This window comes from Actinoplanes ianthinogenes, from assembly GCF_018324205.1.
Lineage (GTDB): Bacteria > Actinomycetota > Actinomycetes > Mycobacteriales > Micromonosporaceae > Actinoplanes > Actinoplanes ianthinogenes.
The window spans coordinates 244,987-266,274 of the sequence record NZ_AP023356.1 but is presented as its reverse complement, the minus strand read 5'-3'; the positions used below and the strand labels follow the sequence as shown (position 1 = coordinate 266,274).

At 69.7% G+C, this 21,288-nt stretch carries 26 protein-coding genes; 11 read left to right on the top strand and 15 right to left on the bottom strand.

From position 1 onward, the window contains the following. The first annotated feature begins 37 nt into the window (after positions 1–37). The gene (locus tag Aiant_RS01290) at positions 38–229 is read left to right on the top strand and encodes a hypothetical protein (RefSeq protein ID WP_189335690.1); all 192 of its coding nucleotides are present in this window, start codon (positions 38–40) and stop codon (positions 227–229) included. Positions 230–446: 217 nt separating this feature from the next. Further along, a complete protein-coding gene (locus Aiant_RS01285) occupies positions 447–968 on the top strand; it encodes a DUF1990 domain-containing protein (RefSeq protein WP_212846902.1) in 522 nt (173 codons plus the stop codon). Positions 969–1,096: 128 nt separating this feature from the next. On the opposite strand, the gene Aiant_RS01280 is transcribed toward Aiant_RS01285, so the two are convergent. The 7 genes from Aiant_RS01280 to Aiant_RS01250 all read right to left on the bottom strand — a co-directional run bounded on the left by Aiant_RS01280 (position 1,097) and on the right by Aiant_RS01250 (position 5,756). Beyond that, positions 1,097–1,558 (bottom strand): hypothetical protein, encoded by a 462-nt coding sequence (locus Aiant_RS01280; RefSeq protein WP_189335691.1) that lies wholly within the window; start codon positions 1,556–1,558, stop codon positions 1,097–1,099. 195 nt (positions 1,559–1,753) lie between these two features. Continuing rightward, on the bottom strand, positions 1,754–2,320 hold the full coding sequence (locus tag Aiant_RS01275; RefSeq protein ID WP_189335692.1) for a hypothetical protein: 567 nt from the start codon (positions 2,318–2,320) through the stop codon (positions 1,754–1,756). A 237-nt stretch (positions 2,321–2,557) separates the two neighbouring features. After that, a complete protein-coding gene (locus Aiant_RS01270; RefSeq protein ID WP_189335693.1) occupies positions 2,558–2,941 on the bottom strand; it encodes a hypothetical protein in 384 nt (127 codons plus the stop codon). A 216-nt stretch (positions 2,942–3,157) separates the two neighbouring features. After that, positions 3,158–3,637 carry a hypothetical protein gene (locus Aiant_RS01265; RefSeq protein ID WP_189335694.1) on the bottom strand — a complete coding sequence of 160 codons (480 nt, stop codon included), beginning with the start codon at positions 3,635–3,637 and terminating at the stop codon, positions 3,158–3,160. 102 nt (positions 3,638–3,739) lie between these two features. Continuing rightward, positions 3,740–4,150: a hypothetical protein gene (locus tag Aiant_RS01260; RefSeq protein WP_189335695.1), complete on the bottom strand. Its 411-nt coding sequence runs from the start codon at positions 4,148–4,150 to the stop codon at positions 3,740–3,742. A 149-nt stretch (positions 4,151–4,299) separates the two neighbouring features. Further along, positions 4,300–4,905, bottom strand: a complete 606-nt coding sequence (locus tag Aiant_RS01255; RefSeq protein WP_189335696.1) for a hypothetical protein — start codon at positions 4,903–4,905, stop codon at positions 4,300–4,302. 362 nt (positions 4,906–5,267) lie between these two features. Then, the gene (locus Aiant_RS01250; protein ID WP_189335697.1) at positions 5,268–5,756 is read right to left on the bottom strand and encodes a hypothetical protein; all 489 of its coding nucleotides are present in this window, start codon (positions 5,754–5,756) and stop codon (positions 5,268–5,270) included. 369 nt (positions 5,757–6,125) lie between these two features. On the opposite strand from Aiant_RS01250, the gene Aiant_RS01245 reads away from it, so the two are divergent. Then, a complete protein-coding gene (locus Aiant_RS01245) occupies positions 6,126–7,181 on the top strand; it encodes a hypothetical protein (protein ID WP_189335698.1) in 1,056 nt (351 codons plus the stop codon). Between the two features lie 131 nt (positions 7,182–7,312). Here the strand turns inward: Aiant_RS01245 and Aiant_RS01240 are convergent, their stop codons facing one another. Then, on the bottom strand, positions 7,313–7,522 hold the full coding sequence (locus Aiant_RS01240) for a hypothetical protein (RefSeq protein ID WP_189335699.1): 210 nt from the start codon (positions 7,520–7,522) through the stop codon (positions 7,313–7,315). A 217-nt stretch (positions 7,523–7,739) separates the two neighbouring features. Between Aiant_RS01240 and Aiant_RS01235 the strand changes: the two genes are divergently transcribed. Further along, complete coding sequence (locus tag Aiant_RS01235) at positions 7,740–8,300, top strand: hypothetical protein (protein WP_212846900.1); 561 nt, start codon at positions 7,740–7,742, stop codon at positions 8,298–8,300. Positions 8,301–8,452: 152 nt separating this feature from the next. Here Aiant_RS01235 and Aiant_RS01230 read toward each other — a convergent pair whose 3' ends face one another. Both Aiant_RS01230 and Aiant_RS01225 read right to left on the bottom strand, forming a co-directional pair. Continuing rightward, on the bottom strand, positions 8,453–9,592 hold the full coding sequence (locus Aiant_RS01230) for an endonuclease (protein ID WP_189336918.1): 1,140 nt from the start codon (positions 9,590–9,592) through the stop codon (positions 8,453–8,455). An 86-nt stretch (positions 9,593–9,678) separates the two neighbouring features. After that, positions 9,679–9,855, bottom strand: coding sequence for a hypothetical protein (locus tag Aiant_RS01225; protein ID WP_189336919.1), 177 nt, complete (start codon positions 9,853–9,855; stop codon positions 9,679–9,681). A 159-nt stretch (positions 9,856–10,014) separates the two neighbouring features. On the opposite strand from Aiant_RS01225, the gene Aiant_RS01220 reads away from it, so the two are divergent. Beyond that, positions 10,015–11,100: a serine hydrolase domain-containing protein gene (locus tag Aiant_RS01220; protein WP_189336920.1), complete on the top strand. Its 1,086-nt coding sequence runs from the start codon at positions 10,015–10,017 to the stop codon at positions 11,098–11,100. Here Aiant_RS01220 and Aiant_RS01215 read toward each other — a convergent pair. Beyond that, positions 11,097–11,831, bottom strand: a complete 735-nt coding sequence (locus Aiant_RS01215; protein ID WP_189336921.1) for an SDR family oxidoreductase — start codon at positions 11,829–11,831, stop codon at positions 11,097–11,099. The genes Aiant_RS01220 and Aiant_RS01215 overlap by 4 nt on opposite strands. 104 nt (positions 11,832–11,935) lie before the next feature. Here Aiant_RS01215 and Aiant_RS01210 point away from each other — a divergent pair, with 104 nt between their 5' ends. The 4 genes from Aiant_RS01210 (at position 11,936) to Aiant_RS01195 (ending at position 15,235) form a co-directional block, all read left to right on the top strand. Continuing rightward, positions 11,936–12,832, top strand: coding sequence for a helix-turn-helix transcriptional regulator (locus Aiant_RS01210; protein ID WP_189336922.1), 897 nt, complete (start codon positions 11,936–11,938; stop codon positions 12,830–12,832). Further along, positions 12,771–13,433: a maleylpyruvate isomerase family mycothiol-dependent enzyme gene (locus Aiant_RS01205; RefSeq protein WP_189336923.1), complete on the top strand. Its 663-nt coding sequence runs from the start codon at positions 12,771–12,773 to the stop codon at positions 13,431–13,433. Before Aiant_RS01210 ends, Aiant_RS01205 begins: the two co-directional genes overlap by 62 nt. Positions 13,434–13,472: 39 nt before the next feature. Beyond that, complete coding sequence (locus Aiant_RS01200) at positions 13,473–13,874, top strand: RidA family protein (protein WP_189336924.1); 402 nt, start codon at positions 13,473–13,475, stop codon at positions 13,872–13,874. A 116-nt stretch (positions 13,875–13,990) separates the two neighbouring features. Continuing rightward, positions 13,991–15,235, top strand: coding sequence for a M20 metallopeptidase family protein (locus tag Aiant_RS01195; RefSeq protein ID WP_229831497.1), 1,245 nt, complete (start codon positions 13,991–13,993; stop codon positions 15,233–15,235). A gap of 511 nt (positions 15,236–15,746) precedes the next feature. Here the strand turns inward: Aiant_RS01195 and Aiant_RS01190 are convergent. From Aiant_RS01190 to Aiant_RS01180, 3 genes are read right to left on the bottom strand one after another with little or no spacing between them, the layout of a single operon-like run. Then, complete coding sequence (locus Aiant_RS01190; protein WP_189336925.1) at positions 15,747–16,505, bottom strand: ABC transporter permease subunit; 759 nt, start codon at positions 16,503–16,505, stop codon at positions 15,747–15,749. Beyond that, positions 16,502–17,995 carry a DUF1349 domain-containing protein gene (locus Aiant_RS01185; protein WP_189336926.1) on the bottom strand — a complete coding sequence of 498 codons (1,494 nt, stop codon included), beginning with the start codon at positions 17,993–17,995 and terminating at the stop codon, positions 16,502–16,504. Before Aiant_RS01185 ends, Aiant_RS01190 begins: the two co-directional genes overlap by 4 nt. Next, on the bottom strand, positions 17,992–18,711 hold the full coding sequence (locus tag Aiant_RS01180; RefSeq protein ID WP_189336927.1) for an ABC transporter ATP-binding protein: 720 nt from the start codon (positions 18,709–18,711) through the stop codon (positions 17,992–17,994). Before Aiant_RS01180 ends, Aiant_RS01185 begins: the two co-directional genes overlap by 4 nt. Positions 18,712–18,797: 86 nt before the next feature. Here Aiant_RS01180 and Aiant_RS01175 point away from each other — a divergent pair, with 86 nt between their 5' ends. After that, positions 18,798–19,838, top strand: a complete 1,041-nt coding sequence (locus tag Aiant_RS01175) for a sensor histidine kinase (protein WP_189336928.1) — start codon at positions 18,798–18,800, stop codon at positions 19,836–19,838. Continuing rightward, positions 19,835–20,491 (top strand): response regulator transcription factor, encoded by a 657-nt coding sequence (locus Aiant_RS01170; protein ID WP_189336929.1) that lies wholly within the window; start codon positions 19,835–19,837, stop codon positions 20,489–20,491. The genes Aiant_RS01175 and Aiant_RS01170 overlap by 4 nt, the downstream gene beginning before the upstream one ends. Here the strand turns inward: Aiant_RS01170 and Aiant_RS01165 are convergent. After that, entirely contained in the window at positions 20,476–21,240 is a 765-nt protein-coding gene (locus Aiant_RS01165) for an HAD-IIA family hydrolase (protein WP_189336930.1), read from the bottom strand. The genes Aiant_RS01170 and Aiant_RS01165 overlap by 16 nt on opposite strands. Positions 21,241–21,288: the final 48 nt, after the last annotated feature.

Sequence of the window (21,288 nt, the reverse complement as noted above, 5' to 3'; positions counted from 1 at the left end):
CCGAGTAGCGCGGACCTGTTCCCTGCGGGGACACGCCTTGCGTGACTTCACCGCCGCCGCTTTCCCAGGCACCCATCCGCTCAGCCAGGTCATCCGCGGCTACTACCGGTTGCGCGATGCTGATCGGCGGCTGCAGGCCGGCGTGCTGCGCCGATGCGCGTACCGGGCTGTACGCGACGACCGCCGGCCCCGGGACGGCAGCTCACCGCTAGAACGTCAGCGCGACTGAGTGAAGCCCCGAATTTCTGAACCAACTCCGGCGCAGTTCGGTGGCATTGGCATCGATGAAACATGGGAGGTCCGCTCTCACGTCAATCAAACTGGCGGATGGCCAAGTCAGGTGCACTCTTCTGTCCGCCGAGCGGCGGTGGCCCGTGCCGGCTAGCGGAGACCCGGGTGCTGCGGTTGGCCCCCTGCGGGGCTTGCCTACCTGTGAACATTACGGAGTGGGGGAGCTGAACTACGACGCGGTGGGAGGCACCCGACCGGCCGACGCGAGGTGGTCGGTACACCCATCCGGATACCGTAGCTTCGAGGAGACGGTCTGTGTCGGCAGGGGCGTCGAACGGTGGGAGGCCGTGGCGGCCGCGGTATTACGCTGGCGGGTCAAGATCCTCAGCGGTTTCCGGGTGTCTCCGGCCGGCGGCGATAGCGCGGTACGCAGCGCCAACGAATACCAGCTCACCGTACGCGTTGGGCCCGTGAGGATCCGGGAGCCAGTGCGGGTGATTGCCGTCGTCGACCAACCCACTCGGCGTGGGTTTTCGTACGGCACGCTCGTGGGGCATCCTGTCAGCGGCGAAGAAGCCTTCATCGCCTCCCGTTCATCCGACGGGAAGGTCTGGCTGACGATCAGATCGCTGACCCGCCCAGCCAGCGGCGGATGGCGATGGGCGTTTCCCCTGCTGTTAGTCGCGCAGCGCTTTTACCGTAGACGCTATCTTCGCTCCCTGACGCGAATGAGCTGACTAGCCCAGTCAGCGGTGCATTGTTCTGCTGCCCTACAGGCGAGCCGGCCGCGGCGTTATGCGCCTGCTGCCCGGTGCACCGTCATGCCGTTGAGAGCGCGTTTCATATCGCTCTCCCACCTTGTGGATCACCTACCGGTTCGCGTGGCGATAGTCCGCTCCCACTCACCGATGAGGGTGTCCGTGAGCCCTGAATCCATCCGGCCGGATTCAACTATGCCAACGAGTTCACCGGAATACTCCACCTGGAAAGACGCGTCGTATTCGTCCGAGAGCCGACAGGCCTCACCGGTCAACTCTCTGACTTCCTCCAGGTGGGCGCTGTCCACCTGGGGGTCGATCTCCTCTCCCCAAGGCGGCAGGGCTGTGTAGATCCGGAGTCCGAATCCGACCCAACGCACGCCGGACTCATCCAGTTGATCGAGCAGCTCGGGTGGATCGACCACCCAGGTCCGCTGGCCCGCAAGCCGCTGGACCGACGCGCTCATCGCATCGACGATCGATCCGTCCGGATTCCCTTCCAGCGCAACAACCAACTGGTCGACAGGATGATCTTCTCGCACAGTGCCTCCGGTCAGCCCCAAACGCATGGTTGTGACGGGCTAAGGCTGCGGACCCTAATCGTTGCCTGATAGCCGTCGTGCACGCTCGCCCTTCCGTGGTCGGCGCGGACTCTGCGCCGCCTCGTCAAGTATCCGCTCATGCCGCAGGTATCTGTGACAACCCGATCCGGACGGCGGAGGGTTGCACATCATGCCAGGACAGTTGATGGTTGACGGCAAAGATCAGCCAGGATGGTCGGCTGCTTGGGACGTGTCGGAACTGTCGGGCCCAGTCGTTGCCTCGGCCAGGTCGAGGCCCTGGAGTCGTAGCCAGTACAGGCTGTATCGGCGGTCGACGCCCAAGCTGGCGGCATACGCGTCAATTCTGGCCGAGGCATCGGCGTCCGGCTGGAAGAGGATCAGGTCGCCGTCGGCCTGAAACTCGCTGCCCGGCGGCATCGCAGCGGGCGTCCCAAAGTAGTGCTCGACTACGTTTTGCATGTGGTGGCTCCGTAGCCAGTTCGCAGCGACCTCGTCGCTGTAGAACCGGTAGTTCACCTCGGGCTTGTCAGAAGGCCGCTGTAGGAAGTGCTCACATACCCAACGGCCGCATGCGGTCCGCAGCAGGGCTTGCTCGTTGATGGTTTCGCGTGACGGGTCACCCGTCGTGCCGAGCCCAGAACGGCTCCTACCGACCGCTGCCGCCGCTTCGTTGAAGCGAAGTACTCGGTCGTAGTCGAAAGACCCGAGCAGTGGCGGGTTCTCGTCCCACGGGTCGTCGCTGTTGTAAACGTTGATCCACGTAGCCACCGTTCTCCCCGAGCGTCTTGGTCCCTGCGGCAGACAGATAAGCAGGTCGACTCGTAACCCGCGGGCCGCGCAACAAGATGTCGCCATCTTGCCTCATCAGCGGGCAGCGAGCGGGCAACTGGAGCGGATCTGAGCGAGAACCCGGGAGGTGCTAGGTCCTCCAGGAGATGTGTACTTCGAGCCGAATACCTCACATGCCGTGATCCGCGTGCTGGTCGCTTGGAACCGCCTCTCGGGTCAGTGACTTGCATCGAGTCCGAAGGTGTTCGAACGTGCTCGGCGGGAGCCCTCGTCATCGAGCCACTCGACGGTCAGCAGCAGGCCGCGGTAGGGCAACCGGCCGCGATCCCAGTGCTCCAGCTCTTCGGCCACGGTGGTCGCGTCTTCGACGAAGTCGTCGAATCCGCCGTCGTTCAGGGCGAGGTAGCCGGTGACGTGCTCGCGTGGCTCTGACCAGCGACGCCACCAGAGGTGACCACCGAGGTGCCGCCAGGATGTGTCCAAGCGCAGGTAGAGAACGCCGAACGGCTCGCCCCGGTTCGCGAGCACGCCGGCGCGCTCGCGGTAGGGGTCGAATCGGGGATCGGGATCGGCGTGGCCGGGCGGCGGACGGAACGGCATATGCCCATGATCCCGTGCACGCCATGACCGCGCATTTCACGCACATGCCACGATCCGGGCGTTCGGTACTCCCGTCTCGGTGACGCGCCGTAGTCGCGGAGTGGGCCGCTGAGGACTACGCCCCCGTGGTCCGCCACAACAGCCCGTGGCGCCACCGACGTCGGCCGGACAACCGGATCGCGGCATGTGCGGACGCCGCGCCACCGTTGTTGCCAGTCAGCGCTCGGCCCCGAACCATCGTGGTGCCAGCAGGCCGAAGGGCCGTTTGATCTGTACATGTGGGGCAGCCTGACGCAATGCGTTGAGGAACGGCCACACGTCATGGACACCGGCGACGTGGATCCGCCGGCCGTCGGTCAGCACCACGGTCGTGTAGTTCTTCGGATGCGGCACCACCTCGCTCACCTCCGCCAGCGGCGCGCTGCCGCTACGCAACGCGGCACGCCAGTGCAGCCGCGAGTCCACGATCCGCAGCCGGTACGCGATCCGGAACAGTGCCAGGTACCCGTACACGGCCCCGACGATCAGACCCAGGGGCACGAACGCGATCCGCTGCCACACCTGATCCGTGCCGAACAGCCCGGTCGCTCCCGCCGCGCCGAGCACCACCGGCGCGACGAACGCGGCGACCACCGCCGCCGCACGTGCCAGCGCACCGCCGAAGGTGTACGACGTCGCAAAGTGATCGTCATCCATGTACCGTGCAATGCCCGCGCCCACACCGCGCGCAAACTCAGTCGCACCAGAGTGAGTTGATCTTGCTCGACGCGCGTCGATTCGCGACGACCGCGGCATTCGTCATTCAATGGCTGTCAAGTATCCCGAGTAAAAGAGTCCCAAGCCGATTAGCACGCAGATGCCAGCCAAGATCCAGAGCCGTACTCCGGAGGCGCTTCGTCCCGTAACCGAGGCAGGCTGATGGGGCACCTTGACTGGACCCGTGCGAGTGGTCGCGGCAGGCGGCGGACGATGCCCGATGGGGTTGAAGTAGATGTCGTTGTACTTCTTCAACCACTCGCTGGCGTTCAGCGATCGCGGCTCGCCGCGTCGGTTGGTGTAGGTAAGGGTGACGCTGCCGTCCCCACCGGTGCGCTTTCCGAGGTAGGCGAGCCCGGTTCGGTTGATGTGCTCGCTGACGGAGGTGAACTGGCCGTCCGGCAACGTGCCGATACCGTCAGGGCCGATCGGACGTGGGTTCTTGAGCGCCATACAGAGCCCTTTCCGGAGTCAACTGGCTTCGAGATGTGTCACAGACAATCGGTGCGGTTCGGGCTGACTTGAGGATGGCGTTCCTGCCCACTTACCTGGGCTCAGGGCTGAAGTCCTTCATTCTTGGGATGCCGTGATCGACGGAGGAGCTAGGGTGCCCGCAGGTTGGCCAGGGTTCCGGTGAGCGCCTGCCGGAGCTTCTGCTGGAACGCCCGATCGCTGTCCGGGAACTTGGTGCCCATCGGCCGCAGTACGTCGATGAAGACGTGCATCACCAGGTTGTCGTGCTGCAGCAGCACATACCACCGGCGGGCCGGCTGGATGCGGACTCCTGGGCTCGACGGCGACACCGGCTTGTATTCCCCGTAAGCCCTCGTGCCCAGGCCCCCGACCGCGCCGCGCGTCCCGGGCCACCGCAAATCCGCCATCTCGGCACGACGGACGTCGTAGTCGTGCCTCGCGGTCCGCAAGCCCGGATGGACCCAGATCAACATCCGAATGCTTCCGTACGCCGTGCCGCCGAACGAGAGCTTGCACTCCATGGCGGAGCCATCGGCGTTTCCGAAGCCGTCCTGCGTCCGCACCTCTCCGCGCTCGCTGTACACGGCGGGCACCAGGGCATCTTGGTCCACGTGCGGGCAGATCGGCAGCCGCCCCCGATAGGTCATGCCCGGATAGGCGACCGTGCTCTCGGACTTCGGGGCCGCGGTGCCGGACGCGGACGTCGCGGGCGTGGCCGCCACGCTGGAAGTCACCGGCGTGGCTGTCACGCCGGACGCCGCTGAGCTGGCGGCCGACTCGGCCGGCGACCGCGTGCAGCCGGCGGTTCCGACCACCACCAGCATGACCAAACCTGTCAGTAGCCTCCGCACAGCGCACCCCCATGCACCGCCGACAATGCCCACTGTTCAGTCTGTCCTCCCGAAGCCGGCACCGCTGCCCCGCACACCCGTCAGGCGAGCCGCGCCGACGGGTTCCGTGCCCGCAGCTATCCTCGCGCAGCTCCATTGATGTCCTGATCTGGATGCGGACGTATCCAGTGTCAGCGGGTCGGCCCCGTACCCGCGATGGCCGTGAGGGCGGTGAGGTACCGATCTGAAATGAAAACCTTGGTGATTCAGCGCAGCTTGTAGCCGTGCGGTCGCTTGCACCAAGTGGCATTCGGGCGAACTTCGCGCAGCCACAGCCACCGTTTGGTGACCTTGTCGACGACACCTATCCACGCCATCTGCGTGTGGAACCGTTTTTCCTGCTCGATGGCGACCAGTGGCGAGAGCGCGCTCATGCCCTTGAGCAGACCCGCGGTCGTGTCCAGATCGAGGTCTGCCGGGGCGGTGGGCGGCCACTCGGGCTGAGTCCGAGCGAAACGCTCCTCGAACGAGGTGTCGTTCTTGACCTTGACCACGTCCTTGACGCGGATGGCGACCAAGCCCTCGAAGAAGCCGCCATCACCGGTGTGCGCGATCAAGGCCCATGTGGAACCAACAGCCACGACGATGCCGTCGACTCGGTCGGCGTTGCGCGGGGAGCGTTTGATGCGCACGAGAGCTTGGGACTCGGCTGCGCGACGGAGCCGGTCACCCTTGCTCACCTGCGATGACGTCATGCCGCGGATCCTCGCACAGCACCGCCCCTCTCGCCCTTGAAAATCGGTGGAACCCTGGCGGCCGCGTCCACCAAAACTGCACCAATGGCCGCTTCGCAGCGCAAACTGCAAATGCGAACGTGACCTCATGGCCTCACCTGACCTTGTCGAACATTTGAGACAACCACGCCCAGCCCGCCTGCCACCGCCGGCTCACCGGAACTGACCGTCCGATCGGAAGCACCACACGCATCGCGTCCGGGCACAGCCGCGGCCCGTCCATTTGCGCTCGTATTCGCCATTGGCGCGCGAAGTTCTCGACACCGCCGCAGCGCGGCCAGCCAGCCAGGGCGATGATCTAATGACCTCAGTCGACATGCGGGGAGATTTATGACGGTTTTCGGTTGCCGGACCTGCGTTGCGGCTCTGACGGTTCACGTGTCGCGAGTGGCGCTGCCCGTCCATGCGGACCAGAAGTACGGGAACGGGCCGGGATCGCTAGCCCCGGCACTGGAGCCCGGTACGTTCGCGGTGGATCCGCTGCCCTCAGGTTCGCCGTGGCGCCCGTGGGCCGAACTCGAAGCTGGTGAAGCCGAGGCGCTCGGCTGGTACGTGCCGAGGCTCGGCGTCTCCGCCGGCCCGACCGGTCAAGTATTGCTCGCCCCGGGCGACATCCGAGGCGCCGTCATCGACCCGGCGCTGGTCGGCGACACTGCGTGCTGCGGCCTCAACGGCGGCGAGCCCAACATGGTCTGCGAGAGCTGCGGCACGCCGGTAGCCATCCGGATCGACGACTGCGGCCTTCGGCAGGCGATCTGGCTGGAGCCACTGGCCACCCGCGTAATCGAGGACGGTCCCGGCCCACATCCGGTGCTCGACTGGGCCGACCTGATCGAGCAGCGACCCGGCATCCCCCCGTCCGAACCGAGCGGTGGCTGGCACCCTCTGTGGCCGGCCGCCATAGGCTCAGCACTGGCCCACTTGCTGGCCACCTCGGGCGGCAAGCCGCTGGTGATTCCGGATCGCCAAGTCGCCGGTGTCTTCCAGCCCGCTCTCGACCGTCTCGTCGGCCCGGTCGGCGCAGGGCCGAAGCACACCCTGGTCCTGGCCGGACCCGGCCTTCCGGACGACGACGGCGACTTCGCCCTCATCCCGGAACATCCGCAGACCGGCGAACACTGGCCGGTGGCCCCGTCAGTGAAGCCGGTTCCGCTGGCCTGGAACGCCTGGCGGTACCTCGCGTTCCACCGCGACCCGAAGCCAGCCGGGCGGTCGATCCCGCTCCCGCCAGAAGCCCTGCCGGCGCTACTCCCGGGATACCGATTCGAGCCGGACGGCCGAATCTTCCTCAAGGTTCTGGCCCGACTGCCCGAGGTCAGGCAGCCCTGGCTGCGGGCCATCTACGAACGAGGCCGGCCCTACAGCTACAGCTTCTACATCTTTTGACTGCCCGGCTCACCGTGACAGCACCCTTGCTCGGGTTGCTTGACGCTCATCGTCCAGCGCGATTCGCGGCATGAGAGGTCGACAGCTCGGCTAGTCCTCGTCCAACGACCACCCCTCAGCTTCGTCTTGGGCTAGGGGGCGCGCGTGTACGCGACCAGCTGCCCCAAGAATTCGACTCGGTTGTACTGCGTTCCGATGGAGCGGGCGCACCATTCACCGTTGTCGAGCTTCACAAGAAGGAAGGCGGAATGGAGGGCAGCGCCTTCTGGAAGGGGAGCAACCATCTGGCCGCGCAGGATCTCCTCACCCGGAACCGGAGGGCGGGTTTCATCATCGGACACGCGCCCCAGTGTTCCCTAGCCTGCGGCGGCGTGTAGCGGTTTACTGATCCGCCGGAAACCCGACATGACGGAGCGAGCGCAGCCGCCGTCAACGCGGCAGTAGAGTGCGCCCGATCATCAAACGCATTTGAGCCAACTGCGAGAGGTAGATACTGTTTCGCGGAGGTCTTAACGGTATCTCCTCCCGGAGTCCGTGCGTCTCGAATAAGCTGAAAATATGATGTCGTGGGATGTGTTGACGGATCCTGAGCGGCTTTCGTGGAAAGGCGATCCTCTCAAATCGGTTGGGCCGTTAGCGTTCGGCATGACCCCCGATGAGGTCGAAGCTGCGGTTCGTGGGGACCTTCGGGTCGCCGCCACCGATGGCGCGGCGGGTGCGGGAATCCACGCCATGCACTTCTGTCTTGATACGTCTAGTGACGCGCGCTTCCCCGGCAGTGCGGTCCACGCATACTTCAGCAGTCCAGACGGCCTCAGCGGCGTCGCTATCGATGCACGATGGGGGCCCCAGGTGACACTGGCGGGGATTCCACTGGTCGGCCAGACTCCATCTGTTCTGGCGTCTCGATTTGTTGATTATCTGATAGCGCTTGACCATTGGATACGATATTCAGGTGAGGGTGAACCGTGCTCACCCGATCTCGGCGTGGTTCTGCGCGTACAGCGAGCTGGGGATCGGGTGCTCAGTCGGCCGATTATGGTGGCAGAAGTCTGGACTGATCGATGCTGGGATGGCCACGAAGGGTTCATCCCGGAGGAGGAATGGCGCACCTTCTAGAGAGAGAATTAAGCAAGCCTTGCACTCAACTCGGCAGAGCAGTGTTTTTGGTCTTGTGATTTGACGTGCGTTTGGTGGCCTGGCGGCTCGGAGGTGGGCTGGTCCGCTGTGCCGCCAGGCGGCACAGCGGACCGGGAGCCGCGCGGGTTTGATCAGCTGCCGAAGATGGAGGTGACCCACTCCGGGTGGTCGATGAACGGGTTCCGGTTGTGCTGGTACGTCGTGTAGATGATCTGGTTGCGGTTCTTCTCGGTGGCGTCCGGCGGGTCCTGGGCGTTCCAGGTCAGCAGCTTGGACAGGCGGCCCAGGTACGGGTTGGCGCCGTTCGTGACCGAGTCGTTGACCTCCAGGTCGGGCCAGCCGTCGTCGCCCTCGTACCGGACCGCCATGTAGAAGATCATGCGGGCCACGTCGCCCTTGACCGCGTTGCGGGGTTCCCACGAGTCCGCGTCGGTGTAGTTGCCGGCGGCGCCGGAGACCGCGCTGCCGCCGGTGTCGAAGTCCTTGTTGTCGCGCAGGGAGTTGACGGTGACGTCCTCCGGGCGCAGGTGGTGCAGGTCGGTGCCCGGGCCGGCGGTGGTGCCGAAGTCGCCGTGCGACTTGGCCCAGACGTGTTCGCGGTTCCAGTCGCCGGTGTCGCCGCCGTTGAGCGACTTGGCGCGGCTGATCCCGGAGTAGATCAGGATGACGTTCGACGAGTTGTTCGGGTCCTGGTCGGTGACCTTGAGGGCGTTCCAGACCGCGTCGTAGGACAGCTTCGTCACGCCGGTCGAGATGATCGTGTGCAGCGCCGCCTTGAGGGCGGCCCCGGATTTCCCGCTCGCCGCGGCGTAGTAGGCATCGGTGCTGCTGGACGGGGTGGGCGTGGGAGTCGGCGTCGAGGTCCCACCGAGGGTCATCGCGGTCGGGGATTTGAGGCCGGCGTGCGAGAAGTACGCGGTCAGCGTCCCGGTCACGGTGAGCTGCTTGCCGATCAGCGACGGGTTGCTGAGCAGCCCGAACGTCGAGCGGTAGGAGCTGGTGATCTGGACGTACAGCATCTTGCTCGTGCTGGTCTCGGTCTTGCTGTCGGCGATCGCCAGGGCGGTGTCGCCGGTGAAGTTGCTGAATCGGACCGTGCTGGCGGCGGTCGGCTCCCCGACGATGTAACCGAGGACCGTGCCGGTGCCGCTCTGGCTCGCGATCGCCTGCGCGACGGTCAGCGTGCCGGCGGCCGAGGCCGGCACCGCGATCAGTGCGAACGCCATGGTGAGCACGGCCAGCAGGATGGGGACAGGGCGACGTACGGGCATGGGGGTGCTCCGTTCCACCAGTTGTATAGACAACTTTGAGTGTGCGGGACCGGACTGCGGGCGCCGCCATACCACCTGAGTCATATTCATGGCCGACGATCGGCGATGTCCCTGATCGCGGCCCGCAGCGCGGCCACCTCGTCGGCCAGCGCCAGCAGGGCGTGCGCCTGCGCGGCGTCGAGCACAGCCTGCGCGCCGGGCAGCTTGCCCTCCAGGCTGGCCAGCATCTCGCTGGCACGTCCGCGATGCGTCGGCTGCGTCATGCACCGAGTGTCAGGCTTTTCGCGGGCGGGATGCGGCATTTATCGGGAACTCAGCCGATCTGACCGCGGGCGTATCCGTTAACCTTTTCTGCGCGTACCGGAAAGGTTTCTCGGGTTGCCGGGTTCACCGCGCGGCGAAGCCTCCGGCGGGGAGGCGCGGTGACGATCGAACGGCGAGCCCAGCGGACCTGGGAGGAGATGCCCTCCGCCGGCATCGCGCCGGCGGCGCTGCGCACGATGATCCGGATGGTGACGGCGCGCGGCGCGGCGGCGCAGCTGGTGGTGCTGCGGCACGGCGAGGTGGTGCTGGACCGGTCCTTCGGGGTGCCGCGGGACACGCCGTTCCTGCTCTTCTCGGCCGGGAAACCGCTGGTGGCGCTGCTCGTGCACCAGCTGGCGGAGCGGGGCGCGCTGTCCCTGGACGCGCCGCTGGCACGATACTGGCCCGCTTTCGCGACCAACAACAAACAGGACATTACGGTACGGCAGGTGCTCCAGCATCGGTCCGGGCTGCCGTACGTGAAGAGTCTGTACCGCGACGCCCTGCTCGCCCCGGACTGGCAGCGGTCGGTGCGGGCCCTCGCCGCCGCGGGCCCGCACCACGCGCCCGGGGCGGCGGCCGCCTACCACACGCTCAGCTACGGGTTCCTGCTCGGCGAGCTGGTGCAGCGGGTCACCGGGCGGCCGCTGCGGGAGGTACTGCACAGGCAGGTGCTCCAGCCGCTCGGGCTGCGTGACACGCACCTGAACGCGGCACCGCGCCGGGTGCCGCTGCGCGGGGCGCCGTCCGGCCCGGCCCGGATGTTGCAGTGGGCGGCCAACCGCCGGGTCACCCGGGACGCGGTGATCCCGGCGGCGACCCTGTCGGCCACGGCTCGGGATCTCGCCGTCGTCTATCAGGCACTGCTCGATGGGCGAGCCGAAATCCTGTCCGCCGGCGGGGTGGCAGCGGCCTGCAACCCGTCGGCGAACGGTGAGGTCGATCGGATCCTGGGCAATCGGATCCGCTGGTCGGAGGGCTTTCAGCTGGGCGGGAACGAGGGCGATCCGCTGCGGGCCCGCCCGATGGGGCGGCTCAGCAGCCGGCGGGCGTTCGGGCACAACGGCTCGAACGCGTGCCTGGGCTGGGCCGACCCGGACCGGGGGCTGGTCATGGTCTATCTGACCAACCGGCTGGAGGGCAGCCCCGAGGGGTCGCCCTACCAGTGCGAATTGAGCGACGCGCTGCTCGCCGGCTGTCGTTAGGCCTGCGGGGTCGGCAGGGCGATGACCTGGCGCAGGTTGACGTGGCGGGGGCGGGAGACGACGTACCCGATCAGGTCCGCGACGTCCTCGGCGCGCAGCGCGGGCATCGCCTCGAACATGCCGCTGAGCTGGCCGGACAGCTCCGCGTTGTCGATGTGGTCGCCGAGTTCGGTGTCGGTCAGGCCCGGCTCGACGTTGGTCACCCGGACCATCTCCGCGCCCAGCTCGGTCCGCAGCGAGGCGGAGAGTTGGGTGAGCGCGGCCTTCGTCGCCGAGTAGACCGCGTAGGTCGGGAACGTCACGTGCGCGCCGATCGACGAGATGTTCACTAGGTCGGCGGGACGGCCGGCGGCCGCGGCGGCGCGCAGGCCGGGCAGGAACGCCCGGATGATCCGCAGCGCGCCGGTCAGGTTGGTGTCGATCATCCGGGTCCACTCGTCCTCGCGGCCGTCGGCGATCGGGTTCGGCAGCATCACGCCGGCCGCGTTGACCACCAGGTCCACCTCGCCGATCCGGGCGGCGGCCGCGGCGACCGCCGCGGGATCGGTGACGTCGACCGGCACCGCGGTTCCCTTGATCTTGGCGGCCAGCTCCTCGATCCGGTCGCGGCGGCGGGACAGCAGGAAGACGCGGGCGCCGGCGTCGGCCAGCAGCTCGGCGGTGGCGGCGCCCATGCCGCTGGCGGCTCCGGTGATGACGGCGGTGCGGTCGTGCAGGTCATAGCTGTTCATGGGGACCAGCGTCGGCCGGTTCGCGGACGGTAGGCAGGTGCGCGTCGTTACCTGGGTCTGACAGAACCAGGTTACGGTGGGCGACGCACGGCAGAATGGCCGTCATGGATGCTCCGGAATCTGACATCGGCGCCTTCCTGCGCGCCCGGCGGGCCGCGATCCGGCCCGAGCAGGTCGGCCTGCCCGCGTTCGGCCGCCGGCGGGTGCCGGGGCTGCGGCGCGAGGAGCTGGCGCAGCTGGCCGGGGTCAGCCCGGACTACTACATCCGCCTGGAGCAGGGCCGCAGCCGCAACGTGTCGGACGCGGTGCTGGCGTCGGTCGCCCGGGTGCTCGGGCTGGACGACGTCGAGCGAGAGCACCTGTTCAACCTCGCCCGGCCGCGGGCCACCGGCTGCGCCCGGCAGCAGGTCCGGCCCGGCGTGCGGCAGCTGCTGGACATGATGGACTCGGTGCCGGCGTTCGTGCTGGGCCGCCGGATGGACGTGCTGGCCTGGAACGCGCTCGGTGACGCGGTCAACGGGTTCAGCTCCTGGCCGGCCGACCGGCGCAACGTGGCCCGGCAGGCGTTCCTCGACCCGGCGGCGCGCACGTTCTACCCCCGGTGGGCCGAGGTCGCGGCCGAGACGGTGGCGTTCCTCCAGCTGGACGCGGGGCGGCATCCGGGGGATCCGCGGCTGGCCGCGATGGTCGGTGAGCTGTCGATCGCCAGTCCGGAGTTCGCCCGGATGTGGGCGGCGCAGCGGGTCAAGGAGAAGACCTTCGGGGCCAAGGTGCTGCGGCACCCTCTGGTGGGCGAGATGGAGCTTGCGTACGAGACGCTGGCCCTGCCCGGCGAGACGGACCAGATGCTGGTGACCTACAGCGCGCCGGCCGGCAGCCCCGCGCACGAGTGTCTGCGGCTGCTGGCCAGCTGGAACGCCCCGGCTAGAGTCTCTGCTCATGGATCATCTGACCCTGCTGCGGGACGAGCTGGCGGCCTTCCAGGAGTGTCTGAGCGGTGACCTGACCGCGCCGGTCGAGCACTGTGGCGACTGGACGCTGCGGGACCTGGCCGAGCACGTCGGGCAGGGCAACCTCTGGGTGGTCGCCGCGGTGCGCGAGAAGCACGGCAGGCTGGACCCTCCGCCGGCGCCGGACGACATCGCGGCGTACGTCGCGGAGACGTCCCGGACCCTGGTCGAGACGCTGTCGGTGGACCCGGGGACCGAGGCGTGGACGTTCTGGCCGCCGCACACCGTGGCGTTCTGGCGGCGCCGGCGCTGGCTGGAGACGCTGGTGCACCGGTGGGACGCGGAGCACGCGCTGGGCATCCCGAGCCGTCTCGACCCGGTGCTGTGCGGGGACGGGGTGGCCGAGGTGTTCGACACGTTCGCGCCGCGGCAGGTCAAGAAGGGGCGGATGGCTGCTCCGGCGGCGGCGGTCCGGTTCACCGCGACCGACCTCGGGCAGTCCTGGACGTTCGGCCCGGGCGAGCCGGTGGCCTCGCTGAGCGGCCCGGCGCCGGACCTCATGCTGGCCCTGTGGAACCGTAAGCCCTGGTCCGAGCTGGACGGCGACGCGTCCGCCGCCCGGGCGGCGCTGCCCGGGCCACTCGTGCCTTAATCGCGCGACCGGAGCCGTCGTTGTCGGCATACTGGCCGGATGATCAAGAAGGTCAATCCGGAAACGGTGCACGAGACGGCCGGCTACAGCCACGTGACGATCTCCGAGGTGGGCAGGCTCGCCCACCTCGCCGGGCAATGCCCGCTCGACCTGTCCGGCCAGGTGGTCGGCGCGGCCGGTGACTACACCGCGCAGACCGACCAGGTGATCGCGAACTGCCTCGCCGTGCTGACCGCGGCCGGCGCCACCCCGGCGGACGTGGTCCGCTCGGTGATCTATGTGGTCAGTCCGGACAGCGGGGTGCTCGCCCAGGTCTGGGACCAGTTGAACGCCTCCGCCCTGGCGCCCGCCTTCACCACCGCCAGCACGCTGGTCGGCGTCGCGTCCCTCGGATACCGCGGTCAGCTCGTCGAGGTCGACCTGACCGCGGCCCTGCGGTAGGGCTTGCCCTACCACCGATCCGGGGTGTCAGCATGACTGCCTCACCCCGGCCGCGCAGGACATTCTTACCCCGGTCGGTTCGCCGGACGGCGGCCGACGGCACGGGGGAGGAAACCATGATGGACCTGGGAAACCGCGGAGTCAGCCGGCGGGTCGTGCTCGGTGGGGTCACGGCGGGAGCGGCCGGGACGCTGCTGGGCCCGGCCGGGACCGCGCACGCGGCGCCGCGCTCGATCGGCGACGTGGCCCGCCGCCTCGACCGGCACCTGATCGCGTTGCGCCGCGACCTGCACGAGCATCCCGAGGCGGCCGGTCAGGAGTCGCGCACCTCGGCCGTGGTCGCGCGGCAGCTGCGCGACGCCGGGTTGGAGGTCACCACCGGCGTCGGCGGCTACGGGGTGGTCGGTGTCCTGACCGGGCGCCGCCCCGGCCGGACGGTCGCCTACCGCGCCGACATGGACGCGGTGACGCCGCAGGAGCAGATCGAGGGTGGTGTCGAGACGGCCCACCTGTGTGGGCACGACCTGCACACCACGATCGGCGTGGGCGTCGCGCTGACGCTGGCCCGGCTGCGCGACCGGCTCGCCGGCCGGCTGGTCTTCGTCTTCCAGCCGGGGGAGGAGTCGCTGGCCGGGGCGCGGGCGATGCTTGACGACGGGCTGTTCGACCGGGTCCGTCCCGAGGAGATCCACGCCCTGCACTGCGGGCCGTTCCCGGTCGGGACGTTCGCCACCACGGCCGGGTTCGGCCTGCCCGGCCAGGACCGCGGCACGGTCACGCTGACCGATTCTGCCAAGTCGGTCGCGCTCGCCGCCGACCTCGCCGCCCTCAGCACCGTCGCCCGTCCCGCCAGCTCGGCCGATCTCGAGAACCTGGTCGCCGAGATCGAGCGGCCGGGCAGCGCACTGTCCCGGTTCGTCGTCATGCAGGCCCAGCCGACCGGCGCCGGGGTGCGGTTCTCCTACCGCTGCTGGCCGCAGGATCGGTACGCCGAGGTGCGCGCTGCCGTTCGCCGGCTGGCATCGGCGTACGGCGCGACCGCGGTCGACTTCCCGGCCGACCCGTTTCCGGCGATGGTCTGCCCGCAGCGCGAGGGCCAGGCCCTCAACCACTATCTGCGCCGCACGATCGGGGCGGACAGAACCCTGCCGACGTACGCCGCGGTGCCGTTCAGTGGTGAGGATTTCGCCCTGTTCCTGAACCGGATTCCCGGCACGTACACATTCCTCGGCGTCCGCCGCCCCGGCGCCGACATCAAGACCAGCTACCCGCACTTCGGTGCCTTCGACCCGGACGAGCGAGCCATCGGCCACGGCGTCCGCACCATGGCCGCCTGGCTGACCCACCGCACCCAGCCCTGACCGAGGGCCGCCCCTCTCGTCCGGATCGTGCCAGCCGAACAACCCGGGCTGGTGCTGGTGGCCCTATCCGTGCCGTGGATAGGGCGGTGGGTGCCAGCCGGGTGGTGGTGGCTGGTGCTGGTGGCCCTATTCGTGTTGGGGGTAGGGCGGTGGGTGCCAGCCGATCAACCCGGGCTGGTGCTGGTGGCCCTATTCGTGCTGGGGGTAGGGCGGTGGGTGCCAGCCGATCAACCCGGGCTGGTGCTGGTGGCCCTATTCGTGCCGTGGATAGGGCGGTGGGCGCCAGCCGATCAACCCGGGCTGGTGCTGGTGGCCCTATCCGTGCTGGGGATAGGGCGGTGGGCGCCAGCCGGACAACCCGGGCTGGTGCTGGTGGCCCTATTCGTGCCGGGGATAGGGCCGTGGGGGCCAGCCGGGGGTTTGGGGTACCACGGTTCGGGGCGGTTCGCGGTTCGGGGCTGGCACTGTTGTCTGGGCTGATGATGAGCGTCGGCGCCGGGCGGGTGACCGTTCAGGTGTCGCGGCGGTGCAGGAGGACGGCGCCGAGGAGCAGGGCGGCGGTGGTCCAGGCGGCTACCACGGCCAGGGCCTGCCATGGGCTCAAGGTCAGGGTGGCGCTGTCGACGGTGGTGGAGAGGGCCTGGACGGCGGTGGCCGGGGTGAGGCGGTAGAGGGCCCGCTGCCAGTCCGGGTTGGGGATCATCGGGAGCAGGATCGGCATCAGGTAGAGCAGGGCCAGGACGATGCTGATCGCCACCGCGGAGCTGCGGACCGCGGCGGCGACGCCCAGGGCCAGGAGACCGATCAGGATCAGATAGAGGACGGACTCGGCGGCGGCTCGGAGCAGGGGAGTGCCGGTGGGCAGGGTGAGCAGCGCCGCGGTGACCCCGACCAGGGCTGCCGGGGCTACGCCCGCGGTGAGCAGGGTGGCCTTGGCGGCCAGCATGTCCAGGCGGCGGGGGACGGCGAGCAGGGAGGCCCGGATCAGGCCGGTGCGGTATTCGCCGCCGAGGATCTGGACCCCGGCAGCGGCCACGGCGGCCTGTCCGAGACGGACACCCAGCAGGTGGAGGTGGACCGGGTCCAGGGCGTGATCGCCGAGCGCCGCGCCGCCGGCGGTCAGCAGGAGAGCCAGGACCAGCGGGACGAGCAGGGCGGGAGCGGTGCGCAGCTTCGCCCACTCGGCGGTCAGCGCGACCCTCGCGCGGCACCGCGCCGCGGCCGGACCGCCGTCCACGCGGCCGTGAAGGCCGCCCGGCGCGGGCCTCATGCGGGGTTCCGGCGCAGGCGCCAGGTGGCGGCGGCGACCGCGGCCAGCGCCCAGAGGGCCAGCACGCCCAGGCCTGCCCAGGGCGCGAGCGGGTAGTAGCCGTCCAGGACGGTCTGCGGCTTGGCCAGCTGAGGATAGGCGGTGACGGCCTGCTGGATCGCGAAGCCGGCGCCCGGGGTCAGCCGGAGCAGCCAGGTGCCGGCGGCGCCCGGAAGCACCGAGGCCATGGCCAGGATCGGCGGCGCGACGAGCAGGGCGGTCACGATCACGATCGCGGGCACGGCCCGGCGCAGCAGGGAGCCCATTCCGTACGCGAAAACGGCGGCCAGCGACAGCAGCAGCGCCGTGCCCACCGCGATCCGCAGCGTCGTCGTCCACGGCATCGCCAGGATCACCACGGCTTTCGCCTGCAGCAGCCGCAGCGTCACCGGCATCGTCACGCCGACCGCGACCGCACCGGCGGCCAGTGCCACCGCGCCGATCACCGCGGCCTTCGCGGCGGACACCCGGCCCGGGCGCGGCATCGCGGCCAGGGTCGTGCGGATCATCCCGTGCCGGAACTCGGCCGTCCCGCAGAACGCCGCCACCGCGATCAGCGGCAGCAATCCGGCGAACACGCCGGTCAGCATCAGCGAGATCGGCATGCCCTCCTCGGTCTCCGGCGCGATGTCACCGGAGCCCGCCAGGGTCAGCACACCGTTCGCCTCGGTGTGTCCCGGCGGGTGGCCCTTCTCCCAGTCGGTGCGGTACTCGTCGTAGCCGACCAGCGTGTCGGTCCACCCGCCCGCCGGGCTGACCTGGGAGAACGCGGCGGTGGCCTGGGTGAATCGGGCCGCCACGGCGTGCCCGCCCTGCGCCTGCTCGTCGACGGTCATACCGCTCGGCGAGGTGACGAACAGGCCGATCTGCACGGTGTCGGGGAGCCCGGCCAGGCGTACCGTGGAGATCTTCTGCCAGGTCTGGCCGTCGGCCGAGACGTAACCGGTGATCTCGTCGCCGGAGCGGGTGAGGCGCAGCCAGGCCACCTTGGCCGACGCGTCGAAGGGCGCGGCCACGTCCTCGGTGTAATCGTGCTGCATCCGCACGCCGTGCTCGCCGGTGAGCATCACCGCGGCATAGTCCGAGCCCGGCTTCGTGCCGTCCTTGACCAGCAGTCCGGCCTTGGCCCACGGCACCACCCCGGCCACGATCTGATCGTGGTTCGGCGGCGGGTAGGTGATCGTGCCGGCCATGTCGCCGACCTTCGCGGTCAGCGAGCCGTCGCCGGTCAGTGAGCGATGGGTGAAGGTGAACTTGTCCCGCACGGCCAGCCCGGCGGCGTCGGTCGGCGGCGGCGGACAGGCGACCTCCCTGGTCCCGTTCATGCAGGACATCTGGGTGCCGGCGGCGGCCAGCAGGCCGAGCGCCACCACGATCAGGGCCGCGGTCACCACGCCCGCCACCCAGCTCGGCACGGTGCGGAACTTGATCCATTCGGCGCGCAGGATCATCGGATGCCGCCCACGCCCGCGGTCAGCCGCAGGTACGCCGCCTCCAGTGAGGCGTACCGGCCGACGAGGTCGTCCACGTCGGCCGCGGTGATCACCCGGCCGTGCCCGACCACGATCACATGTCCGGCGATGTCCTGGAGCTCGCTCATCAGGTGACTGGAGACCAGCACCGCCCGGCCCTCCCCGGCCAGGTCGCGCAGCAGGTCGCGCATCCACACGATCCCGGCCGGGTCGAGCCCGTTGAACGGCTCGTCGAGCAGCAGCACCGGCGGGTCGCCGAGCAGCGCGGCGGCCACCCCGAGCCGCTGCCGCATGCCCAGCGAGTAGCCGCCGGCCTGTCGCCGCCCCGCGTCGGCCAGGCCGGTCAGCTCCAGCACCTCGTCCACCCGCGCGGCGGGCAGGTCCTGGGAGCGGGCCAGCCACATCAGGTGGTTGCGGCCGGAGCGCGACGGGTGCAGCGCGTGCGGGTCGAGCAGCGCGCCGACGTGCCGCATCGGCCGGGCGAACGCGGCGTAGCTCTGCCCGCCGATCGTCGCGGTCCCGGCGTCCGGCCGGTCCAGGCCGGTGATCACCCGCAGCGTGGTCGACTTGCCGGCGCCGTTCGGCCCGACGAACCCGGTCACGTGCCCGCCCCGGACGACGAACGTCATCCCGTCCAGGGCGAGGGCCGCGCCGAACCGCTTGCGCAATCCGTTCACTTCGATGGTTGCTGTCATGCCGGAGTTTCTACGGAGCCGGGCCTAACCCGGGCGCGACGAAGGCTGTCATGTCGCTGTTAGATCCGGCAGGGCATGCTGGGCGGATGGGCGTCCGGCTGCGTTTCACCCTTCTGTACGGCGTGCTGTTCCTGATCTCCGGGGCGGGACTGCTGATCATCACCGCGGCGCTCAGTGTCAGCCAGACCAGCCACGTGGCGCCGCAGGGCTCGAGCGGGCCGCCGGCCGAACAGATCGCCCGGTTGCAGGAGGAGCTCGCCTCCGCCTCGGCCGCCCACACCCGGCAGCTCATCGTTGCCGCGCTGGTCGGCCTGGCGGTCATGCTGCTCGTCTCGCTGGTGCTGGGCCGGGCCGCGGCCGGGCGGGTGCTGCGGCCGCTGCGCCGGATCACCGCGGCGACCCGCCGGATCACCGCCGACAACCTGCACTCCCGGCTCGCCGTGGCCGGGCCCGCCGACGAGGTGAAGGCGCTGGCCGACACGATCGACGACCTGCTGGGGCGGCTGGAGGAGTCGTTCGCGGCGCAGCGGCGGTTCGTCGCCGACGCCTCGCACGAGCTGCGCACGCCGCTCGCCACGATGCGGGCCGCGATCGACGTGGCCGAGGCCAAGCCCGCGCCGCCGGTCGAGGTGGTGCGGCTCGCCGGGCGGGTGCGTACCGAGCTGGACCAGCTGGAACGGCTGCTGGAAGGGTTGCTGGTGCTGGCCCGGGCGCAGCACGGGGCGCTCGACGGGCGTACGCCGGTGGCGGTGCGCTCGCTGATCCCGGCCGGGGTGCCGGTCGAGGGCACCGACTTCGTGACCGTCGGCAACCCGGTGCTGCTGGCCCGGATGGTGTCGAACGTGGTGGACAACGCGCAGCGGCACAACGATCCCGGCGGGTGGCTGCGGGTGACGCTGGAGGACGGGGTGCTCGTGGTGGAGAACGACGGGCCGGTGCTCGACCCGGGGCAGGTCGCGACGCTCGGCCGGCCGTTCCGGCGGCTCGGCGTGGACCGCACCGGCAGCGGCGGTGGCACCGGGCTGGGGCTGGCGATCGCGTCGGCGGTGGCGTCCGCGCACGGCGGGTCGCTCGGACTGCGGGCCCGGCCCGCGGGCGGCCTGCGCGTGGAGATCCGGCTGCCGTGAGGATCCTGGTGGTGGAGGACGCGGCGGCGCTCGCCGAGGTGGTCGCCGAGGGGCTGCGCGATCAGGGGATGGCGGTCGACGTGGCCCTCGACGGTCTGGCGGCGGCGGCGAAACTCGACGTCAACACGTACGACGTGGTGGTGCTCGACCGGGACCTGCCCGGGCTGAGCGGGGACACGCTGTGCGAGATGATCACCGGGCGGGTGGAGCGGGCCATGGTGCTGATGCTGACCGCGGCCGGGTCGGCGGACGACCGGGTCCGGGGGCTGACGCTCGGCGCCGACGACTACCTGGCGAAGCCGTTCCACTTTCCCGAGCTGGTGCTGCGGGTGCGGTCACTGGCTCGGCGGCGGCCGGCAGCTCATCCCCGTACGCTGATCCTTAATGATCTTGAACTTGATCCGATCCGGCGGACGGCCTCGCGATCGGGGGTCGGGTTGCATCTGTCGGTGAAGGAGTTCGCCGTGCTGGAAGCGCTGATGCGGGCCGCGCCGGGGTATCTGAGCAGCGAGGATCTGCTGGAGCAGGTGTGGGACGAGAACGCCGACCCGTTCACGAACACGGTGACGGTGACGGTTGGGCGGCTGCGTCGCAAGCTCGGCGAGCCGGCGGCGATCGTGACGCTGCCCGGGGTCGGTTACCGGCTCGCCTGAGCCTCGATCAGCTCCGGCAGGTCGGCGATCGAGTCGATCGTGTGGGTCGGTTCGGCCAGCGCGGCGGCGCTCTCCTGGTCGGCGAACTTTCCGGTGCGGACCAGGACCGAGGTCGCGCCGCCCTGATCGGCCATCAGGATGTCGGTGGTGCGGTCGTCGCCGACGACCCAGAGGCGATCGGGCGGGGTGTCGCCGGCGGCCAGGCGGAGGAAGTCCTGGCTGGGTTTGCCGAGCAGGCGAGCCTTGCGGTCGGTGGCGTACTCGATGGCGGCGACGATCGCGCCGGTGTCCAGGTGGTCGCCGTCGGCGGCGCGGAAGTAGCGGCCGCCCTGCAGGGCCAGGAGTTCGGCGCCGTTGCGGACGGCCCGGAACGCGGCGTCGAGGGCCGGGTAGGCCAGAGTCTGCCGGCAGTCACCGACGATGACGTGGGTGGGGTTCGCCTTGCCGGTGTGCGCGGGGAACTCGTCGCGGACGGCCCGGTCGGCCAGGACCAGGACCCGGCTGGCCAGCGAGAGGACGCGGAGTGCGGCGACGACCGGGGTGAAGACCTCGCCGAGGGCGACCGGGATGCCCATCCGGCGGATCCGCTTGACGAGGGCGGCTTCGCCGAGCGAGTCGGTGTTGGTGAAGACTCGGACGGTGTGGCCGGCTCGGCGCAGCTCCATGATGGCGCGGGCGGCCCCCGGGATCGGCCGGCCCCGCTCCACCAGCGTGCCGTCGAGATCGAGCAGTATTACCCCCGCGTCCATCGGCGCAGCGTACGGATCGGACGGCGGCGGTAGCCGGGCAGGGTGCGG

What these genes read in the sequence shown, in the direction of transcription:
- Aiant_RS01280 (WP_189335691.1), bottom strand. Translation starts at nt 1,558, where the DNA reads ATGCGTTTGGGGCTGACCGGAGGCACTGTGCGAGAAGATCATCCTGTC.
- Aiant_RS01270 (WP_189335693.1), bottom strand. Translation starts at nt 2,941, where the DNA reads ATGCCGTTCCGTCCGCCGCCCGGCCACGCCGATCCCGATCCCCGATTC.
- Aiant_RS01265 (WP_189335694.1), bottom strand. Translation starts at nt 3,637, where the DNA reads ATGGATGACGATCACTTTGCGACGTCGTACACCTTCGGCGGTGCGCTG.
- Aiant_RS01260 (WP_189335695.1), bottom strand. Translation starts at nt 4,150, where the DNA reads ATGGCGCTCAAGAACCCACGTCCGATCGGCCCTGACGGTATCGGCACG.
- Aiant_RS01250 (WP_189335697.1), bottom strand. Translation starts at nt 5,756, where the DNA reads ATGACGTCATCGCAGGTGAGCAAGGGTGACCGGCTCCGTCGCGCAGCC.
- Aiant_RS01245 (WP_189335698.1), top strand. Translation starts at nt 6,126, where the DNA reads ATGACGGTTTTCGGTTGCCGGACCTGCGTTGCGGCTCTGACGGTTCAC.
- Aiant_RS01235 (WP_212846900.1), top strand. Translation starts at nt 7,740, where the DNA reads ATGATGTCGTGGGATGTGTTGACGGATCCTGAGCGGCTTTCGTGGAAA.
- Aiant_RS01230 (WP_189336918.1), bottom strand. Translation starts at nt 9,592, where the DNA reads ATGCCCGTACGTCGCCCTGTCCCCATCCTGCTGGCCGTGCTCACCATG.
- Aiant_RS01225 (WP_189336919.1), bottom strand. Translation starts at nt 9,855, where the DNA reads ATGACGCAGCCGACGCATCGCGGACGTGCCAGCGAGATGCTGGCCAGC.
- Aiant_RS01215 (WP_189336921.1), bottom strand. Translation starts at nt 11,831, where the DNA reads ATGAACAGCTATGACCTGCACGACCGCACCGCCGTCATCACCGGAGCC.
- Aiant_RS01210 (WP_189336922.1), top strand. Translation starts at nt 11,936, where the DNA reads ATGGATGCTCCGGAATCTGACATCGGCGCCTTCCTGCGCGCCCGGCGG.
- Aiant_RS01205 (WP_189336923.1), top strand. Translation starts at nt 12,771, where the DNA reads ATGGATCATCTGACCCTGCTGCGGGACGAGCTGGCGGCCTTCCAGGAG.
- Aiant_RS01200 (WP_189336924.1), top strand. Translation starts at nt 13,473, where the DNA reads ATGATCAAGAAGGTCAATCCGGAAACGGTGCACGAGACGGCCGGCTAC.
- Aiant_RS01195 (WP_229831497.1), top strand. Translation starts at nt 13,991, where the DNA reads ATGATGGACCTGGGAAACCGCGGAGTCAGCCGGCGGGTCGTGCTCGGT.
- Aiant_RS01190 (WP_189336925.1), bottom strand. Translation starts at nt 16,505, where the DNA reads ATGAGGCCCGCGCCGGGCGGCCTTCACGGCCGCGTGGACGGCGGTCCG.
- Aiant_RS01185 (WP_189336926.1), bottom strand. Translation starts at nt 17,995, where the DNA reads ATGATCCTGCGCGCCGAATGGATCAAGTTCCGCACCGTGCCGAGCTGG.
- Aiant_RS01180 (WP_189336927.1), bottom strand. Translation starts at nt 18,711, where the DNA reads ATGACAGCAACCATCGAAGTGAACGGATTGCGCAAGCGGTTCGGCGCG.
- Aiant_RS01175 (WP_189336928.1), top strand. Translation starts at nt 18,798, where the DNA reads ATGGGCGTCCGGCTGCGTTTCACCCTTCTGTACGGCGTGCTGTTCCTG.
- Aiant_RS01165 (WP_189336930.1), bottom strand. Translation starts at nt 21,240, where the DNA reads ATGGACGCGGGGGTAATACTGCTCGATCTCGACGGCACGCTGGTGGAG.